We start from the raw sequence: 7028 nt of genomic DNA, 5'->3' as shown, positions 1-7028 counted from the left end.
CCCACCAGCTGTAGAACAGACCGGCGCGGAAGCCCGCGACGTCGAGGTAAGCGGAGTCGAGGATGGCGTCCTGATCCGAGGCGTTGTCAGCATTGAACTGCATGACGATGACGCCGGTCAGCGGACCGTACTCGGTGTCGCTCTTGGCCGTGAACTGAACCTGACCGCGGGTCTTGGCATCCCAATCCGAATCGTTGCTGACCGAGCCATTGAGCGGCTGATCACCAACGTCGACCTGGAAACGGATGTAGCCTTCGATCTTGAGGCAGGTTTCGGTGCCCGGGATGTAGAAATAGCCGGTGCCGTAAGCGTCGCAGACGCGGACGTATTCAACCGGTTCCGGCTCGGCAGCAACGATAGCGTCAGCAGCCTGAGCACCGGAAACTACTGCGAGAGCAGCAGCGGAGCCGAGAAGAAGGCTCTTGATGTTCATAAATGACCTCCAATTCAAAGTTTCGATCGGGTTTGGGATCTTTCGCTGAGCAGCGTTCCCTGCCCCATTCCCGTGTTGCAAGAAGTGGACGATCAGTCGCCCTGGCTTCCGACGCTGAAAATACAAGACGGAAGCCGTCACGCAATCACCAACTTACTCGGATGGGGGGTTTGAGGGAGCCTTCCCGACTTTCTGTTGCTCAAAGGACACAAGTGGGGCAGCCGGCCTCGATTTCCTTTATGCTTTGTTAAGAAAACCCTGATTTTGCGGCGGCTTAAGTGGGAGCGACAGTGAACTGGACATCGGCTGCGCCGCACATTTTCGACGCTTTCTTGACGAAATCCGGATGCTGAAGGGATATCACCACTGCTGCAAGCGTAACCGGACATGCACAGATCCGGTTTCGCTGCCTGCCGGGGGGCATGGGAGCGGCGAGTGATTCCCTGCTGGCGATTCTCCCATTCGAGGCGAAGCGATTTTCTCATTACGCGCCGTGGCGCATGACCGTCCAGCGACCACGAGACATAACCGCCTAAGCGCAGGTTATTCTCTGCCGCACGATAAGGATTGAACTGAGCTGGGAAAAATCAAAGTGGCGGAGAAGATGGGATTCGAACCCACGATACGCTTTTGACGTATACTCCCTTAGCAGGGGAGCGCCTTCGACCACTCGGCCACCTCTCCGGTGCGGCCTAACTATGGTGACCGGTCTGTGAATGCAAGGGTTTTTTCAGGTTTCACCAGAAGAAATGCAGTGGCTGGCATTTCGGACGGTTGCGTAAACAGACCGCATTTGCAGGCGTGATCGGGGAAATTTGATCGCGCTTCGTTCTTCGACGACGAAGCTGAGCTTTGCCGTCCAGCGTCCGATAGGAGCGGCGATCCCAACACGGCGTCCCCGCAGGGGCCATTCCTTGCGGAATGGGCTCCCGACTCACCCGAGCAGGCGCTTGAGATCGGTAGAGGGGTCGGCGAGAATCGATCTGTCGGGGTTAGTCCCGGATTCCAGCAGCTTTTTTCCGGTCACATAGGCTTTGGCGTCGTTGATGGCATCGACGGCGATCAGCAGGCCTTCCCGGAAGTACCAGATGGAATGGGCGCCTTCGCGAGCGCCGGGGCGCAGCAGCGTTTCGTCATAACCGAGATTGAAGCCGGCGATCTGCAGCTTGACATCATACTGGTCGGACCAGAACCATGGCTTCGGATCATAGGGCTCGCTGCCACCGGCAATGACCGCTGCCGCCGCTTCGGCCTGGTCGACGGCATTCTGCACCGATTCGAGCCGGATGCGGCCCCCCTGCCAGGGAAGCGCCGCGCAATCGCCGGCGGCATAGATCGCCGGATCGGAGGTGCGGGCGTATTCGTCGACGACAATACCGTTGGCGACTTCGAGGCCGGCTTCCTTGGCGAGCTGGTCATTCGGCACGACGCCAATGCCGACGACGGCAAAGTCGATGTCGATAACCGATCCGTCGGACAGTGCGGCGCCGGTAACGCGCCCATCCTTGCCGACCAGATGCTTGAGCCCGGTCTTCTCGCGGATCACCACGTCGTGGGACTGATGGATCCCGCGCATGATGTCGGCGGTCTCCTTCGCCGCGACCCGCTGCAGGATGCGGTCGGCCATCTCGATGACGGTGACCTCAAGGCCGCGATGGCGGGCGACGGCTGCCGCCTCCAAGCCGATATAACCGCCACCGATGATGAGGACGCGGCGACCGGGGCGCATCTCCTCGGCGAGCAGATCGGCATCGCGCTTGTCGCGGGCGACATAGACACCTTCGAGATCGCCGCCGATTGCGGCCGGCAGCCGGCGTGGAGTCGAGCCGGTGGCGAGCGCCAGCGTGCCGTAGTCGAGAACGGAGCCGTCCTGCAGCAGAACCTGCTTGCTGTCCGGTTTGATCTGCTCGGCCCATGTGGAAAGGCGAAGGTCGACGTCATTATCGCCATACCAGTGCTCGTCGCGGAACAGCAAACGGTCGAAGGCCATTTCGCCGAGCAGGTATTTCTTCGAAAGCGGCGGGCGCTGATAGGGCGCGACGTCTTCGGCGCCGATAAGGGTGATCGGGCGCGTGTCCTTCAAGGCACGCAGCTTTGCCGCCATTGCGAAACCGGCCTGCCCCGCGCCGATGATCACCAGTCTATCCGTCACGATCTCACTCCTGAAACTAGGCCCGACACTCATGCCAAGGCCTATCCCCTGCCCTATGCGCCGTCAACGGAAAGCGGCTTCTTACCTTCAGCCGATCTCGATCCAGCGACGCTCGTGGAATGACTGTGCCATGGCATGCACCGACTTCTCTATCCTGAGACCGTCTTCAAATGTCACGATCGACGACGGCTCGCCCGATATTGCCCGGATCAGCTCGCGGCATTCGATGATCTTCAGATCGTTGAAGCCGAGGCCGTGGCCGGGCGCCGGGATAAAGCGATCATAAGGCCGATGGGCTGGCGCCGCCAGTATCTTGCGAAAGCCCTGTTCGGAGCCGCGACCCTCGGCCTGATAGAGCTCGAATTCGTTCATCCGCTCCTGGTCATAGACGATCGAACCTTTTGAACCATAAATCTGCAGGGCGATGCGGCCCTTGCGGCCCCAGGCGGCGCGGTTGGCCATCAACACGGCGGAGATGCCGCCGCCAAGCCGCATCAGCACATTGGCGGCATCGTGATTTTCGACGTCACGCCGACCACCCTCGCTCTGCGGGCGGTCGGCATAGGGCTTTACCATATCGGTAATGACGGCCTCGACATGGCCGAAGAGATACCAGAGCAGCGACAGCGGGTGCACGGCAAAATCGTCGAGCGCGCCGTAGCCGGCGGAAAGCTCGCTCTTCCAATAGAAGAAGACATCGGGATCGGCCATGAAATCCTCGTCCATCTCGACGCGGATATGATTGACCGTGCCGATGGCGCCCTCGCCGATAAGCGTCTTGATGTGCCGCATGACGGGATTCTGGATGTAATTGTAGCCAAGGGCGGCAACCTTGCCTGATCGTTTCGCCGTTTCCAGCATACGCTCGGCATCGCTATAGGCCGGCGCCATCGGCTTTTCACACCAGACGTGTTTGCCGGCTTCAAGCGCTGCAATGGCCATCTCGGCATGGAACTGATTGGGTGTGGTGACCGAGACGACATCGACCTCGGGGTCGGCGATCAGCGCCCGCCAGTCAGCCGTCGCCTTCTCGAACCCGAACTCACCGGCCCGCGCCTCAGCAAGCCCGGCATTGGCTTCGGCCAGATGCACGAGACGCGGACGCTCGACATCGCCGAACACCGTCTTCACCGCATTCCATGCCAGCGCGTGGCACTTGCCCATATAGCCGGTGCCGATCAAACCAATGCCGAGTGGCTTCATTTCCGTCTCCTCCAGAGCTGCGCGCGGATTTTTGGAATATTTGGATCATTTTGACAAGAGACCCATCCACAGTCACCGGCACCATTTTTCGGGAGGATTGTCTAAAGGCCTTGAATTACAGGCGATTAAAAACAATTAGGCGTGCCGTTTGAAATCGTTTATGCTCGACAATATGGAATATTTGTTTCATCTCGTGAGCTGCAAGCATGGATAATGACCCCCAGAGGCACGCACGTGTGCCGCGCGATTTCGAAAGCCTGCGCAGCACCATCATCGAGCGCAAGGCGAGCATGCCGAAGCGGCTGGCGCAGGTTGCCGCCTTCGCGCTCGGCAATCCCGACGAGATCGCCTTCGGCACGACGGCGAGCATCGCGGCCGCCTCCGAGGTCCAACCTTCGACGCTGGTGCGTCTGGCGCATCATCTGGGCTACGAAGGTTTTTCCGACCTGCAGAGCATCTTCCGTGAAAGATTGCGCGAACGGACGCTGAGCTATGAAGAGCGGCTCGTCACGCTGGAGCAGGCGAGCGGCGACGACGAGGACGCCAATCTGCTGTCCGGCTTCATTGCCGCGGCCAGCCAGTCGGTCAATCGGCTGGCGGCGACGGTACAGAGCGACACATTCACCAAAGCCGTGGATATCCTTGCCGCCGCCGAGACGATCTATCTGATCGCCAAACGGCGCTCCTACCCGCTGACGGCGCACATGACCTACGCTTTTTCCAAGCTCAATATCCGCCACCAGATCGTCGCCTCGCCGAACGGCGTCGACCCTGAAATGGTGCAGTTCGCAACACCGAAGGATGCGGCGATCGCCGCGAGCTTCTCGCCCTATGCGGCCGACAGCCTCAACCAGAGCCAGGAACTCGCCGACCGCGGCGTCCCCGTCATCGCCATCACCGACTCGGCCTTCTCGCCGCTTGCCGCCTGCGCCACGCACTGGTTCGAGGTGGCCGAGGCCGATTTCGCCGGCTTCCGCTCGCTGTCGGCCTCGATGGCGCTCACCATGGCGCTGCCGGTCGCCATCGCCGAGCGGCGGCGCAAGCGTCAGCATGCAAAAGCTGGGAAAGCCAAAATGGAATAAACATTCCGAATTGACAAAATATCGGAACCGATGTTTCATTATTGAAATTCGCAGGCACTGGAAGCCGCGCAAAATCTAGCGGGAGGACATCATGGTACAATCGAATCCGGGTTCACAGCCGGAGCCGGCGCTTGATGTAATCACTATCGGCCGTTCCTCGGTCGATCTTTACGGCCAGCAGATCGGGTCACGACTGGAGGATATCGGCACCTTCGCCAAATCGGTCGGCGGCTGCCCGTCCAATATCGCCATCGGCACGGCGCGGCTCGGTCTCAAATCTGGCCTCATCACCCGCGTCGGCGACGAGCAGATGGGACGCTTCATCCGAGAGCAAGCGGCGCGCGAAGGTGTCGCGACCGACGGCATAATCACCGACAAAGAGCGGCTGACGGCGCTGGTGTTGCTTGCGGTCGAGGCCGAGGGCGTGTCGCCGATGATCTTCTATCGCTCCGACTGCGCCGACATGGCGCTCGACGAAGGCGATATCGACGAGAATTTCATCAAGTCGTCGCGCGCTGTCCTGGTGTCCGGCACGCATTTCTCCCGGCCGAATACCGAGGCCGCGCAGCGCAAGGCGATCCGCATCGCCAAGGCGAACGGCCGCAAGGTGATCTTCGACATCGACTATCGGCCGAACCTCTGGGGTCTTGCCGGCCATGCCGAAGGCTTCGAACGCTACGTGAAATCCGACCGCGTTTCCTCGAAGATGAAGGAGACGTTGCCGGATTGCGATCTCATCGTCGGCACCGAAGAGGAAATCCTGATCGCTTCCGGCGCCGATGACGTGCTCGGCGCGCTGACGGAGATTCGCCGCCTGACGCCGGCGACGATCGTGCTGAAGCGCGGCGCCATGGGCTGCATCGTCTATGACGGGCCGATCGCCGACGATCTAGAAGCCGGCATCGTCGGCCAGGGTTTCCCGATCGAAGTCTTCAACGTGCTCGGCGCCGGCGATGCCTTCATGTCCGGCTTCCTGCGCGGTTTCCTGCGCGACGAGCCGCTGCAGACCTGCGCCACCTGGGCCAATGCCTGCGGCGCCTTCGCCGTCTCCCGCCTGCTCTGCTCGCCGGAATATCCGACCTGGGCGGAACTCGACTACTTCCTGAAGACCGGCAGCAAACATCGGGCGCTGCGCAAGGATGAGGCGATCAACCATATTCATTGGGCATCGACCCGGCGCGGCGAAATTCCGCTGCTGATGGCGCTGGCGATCGACCACCGTTCGCAGCTCGTCAGCGTCGCCGACGAGCTCGGCGTCGGCCATGAGAAGATCGTCGCCTTCAAGCGGCTGGCGGTCTCGGCGGCAGCGCGGGTTTCGGACGGCCGCGACGGTTACGGCATGCTGATCGACGAACGTTTCGGCCGCGACGCCTTCTTCGATGCGGCGACGAAGAATTTCTCCTGGATCGGCCGGCCGGTGGAGCTGCCCGGCTCGAAGCCACTGCGCTTCGAATTCAGCCAGGATATCGGCTCCCAGCTTGTCGAATGGCCGCTCGGCCATTGCATCAAGTGCCTGTGCTTCTATCATCCCGACGATCCGGCCGAATTGAAGAGCGAGCAGCAGGAGAAGCTGCGCACGCTGTTCGAAGCCGCACGCAAGGTCGGGCGCGAGCTGCTGGTGGAGATCATCGCCGGCAAGAACGGACCGCTGACCGACGATACGATCGCGACCGCGCTCGAAGAACTCTATGCGCTCGGCATCAAGCCGGACTGGTGGAAACTCGAGCCGCAGGCATCGAGCGAAGCTTGGAAGAAGATCGATGCGGTGATCGCCAAAAATGATCCATGGTGCCGGGGTATCGTGCTCTTGGGGCTCGAAGCGCCCGCCGAGGAGCTGATCTCCTGCTTCGAGGCGACGCTGGCGGCCCCTTCGGTGAAGGGCTTTGCCGTCGGCCGGACGATCTTTGCCGATGCGGCGCGCGCCTGGCTTTCGGGCGCAATGAACGACGAGGAAGCGATCGCCGATATGGCCGGCCGCTTCCGGCAACTGACAGAGGCGTGGCTGAAGACGCGCGGCCGTCAGTAGGAAATAGGAAAAAGACCCCTCCCCAACCCCTCCCCACAGGGGGAGGGACTTACGCGGAGCACCGCTCGATGTCAGACAGCGCCCTCCTATAGGAAGAGACGCTGAAATTTGCCTGAGGAAGCGCCGCAAATT

At 61.2% G+C, this 7028-nt stretch carries 5 protein-coding genes and 1 tRNA gene; 2 read left to right on the top strand and 4 right to left on the bottom strand.

From position 1 onward, the window contains the following. The 4 genes from K6N12_RS07040 to K6N12_RS07025 form a co-directional block, all read right to left on the bottom strand. Window positions 1-433, bottom strand: a 433-nt coding sequence (locus tag K6N12_RS07040; RefSeq protein ID WP_222148788.1) for a porin, incomplete at its 3' end; no start/stop codon positions are given. A 593-nt stretch (window positions 434-1026) separates the two neighbouring features. After that, window positions 1027-1117 (bottom strand) — tRNA-Ser (locus tag K6N12_RS07035). Between the two features lie 250 nt (window positions 1118-1367). Beyond that, window positions 1368-2585 (bottom strand): NAD(P)/FAD-dependent oxidoreductase, encoded by a 1218-nt coding sequence (locus tag K6N12_RS07030; RefSeq protein WP_097629512.1) that lies wholly within the window; start codon window positions 2583-2585, stop codon window positions 1368-1370. A gap of 87 nt (window positions 2586-2672) precedes the next feature. Then, complete coding sequence (locus K6N12_RS07025) at window positions 2673-3788, bottom strand: Gfo/Idh/MocA family protein (protein WP_097629511.1); 1116 nt, start codon at window positions 3786-3788, stop codon at window positions 2673-2675. Between the two features lie 206 nt (window positions 3789-3994). On the opposite strand from K6N12_RS07025, the gene K6N12_RS07020 reads away from it, so the two are divergent. Further along, entirely contained in the window at window positions 3995-4870 is an 876-nt protein-coding gene (locus K6N12_RS07020) for a MurR/RpiR family transcriptional regulator (protein WP_097629510.1), read from the top strand. Window positions 4871-4961: 91 nt separating this feature from the next. Then, window positions 4962-6896: a bifunctional 5-dehydro-2-deoxygluconokinase/5-dehydro-2-deoxyphosphogluconate aldolase gene (locus K6N12_RS07015; protein ID WP_097629509.1), complete on the top strand. Its 1935-nt coding sequence runs from the start codon at window positions 4962-4964 to the stop codon at window positions 6894-6896. Window positions 6897-7028: the final 132 nt, after the last annotated feature.

The sequence above is a fragment of the Rhizobium redzepovicii genome (assembly GCF_019793435.1).
In the GTDB taxonomy this organism is placed as follows: Bacteria; Pseudomonadota; Alphaproteobacteria; order Rhizobiales; family Rhizobiaceae; genus Rhizobium; species Rhizobium redzepovicii.
This window is presented reverse-complemented; position numbering and strand designations above follow the sequence as displayed.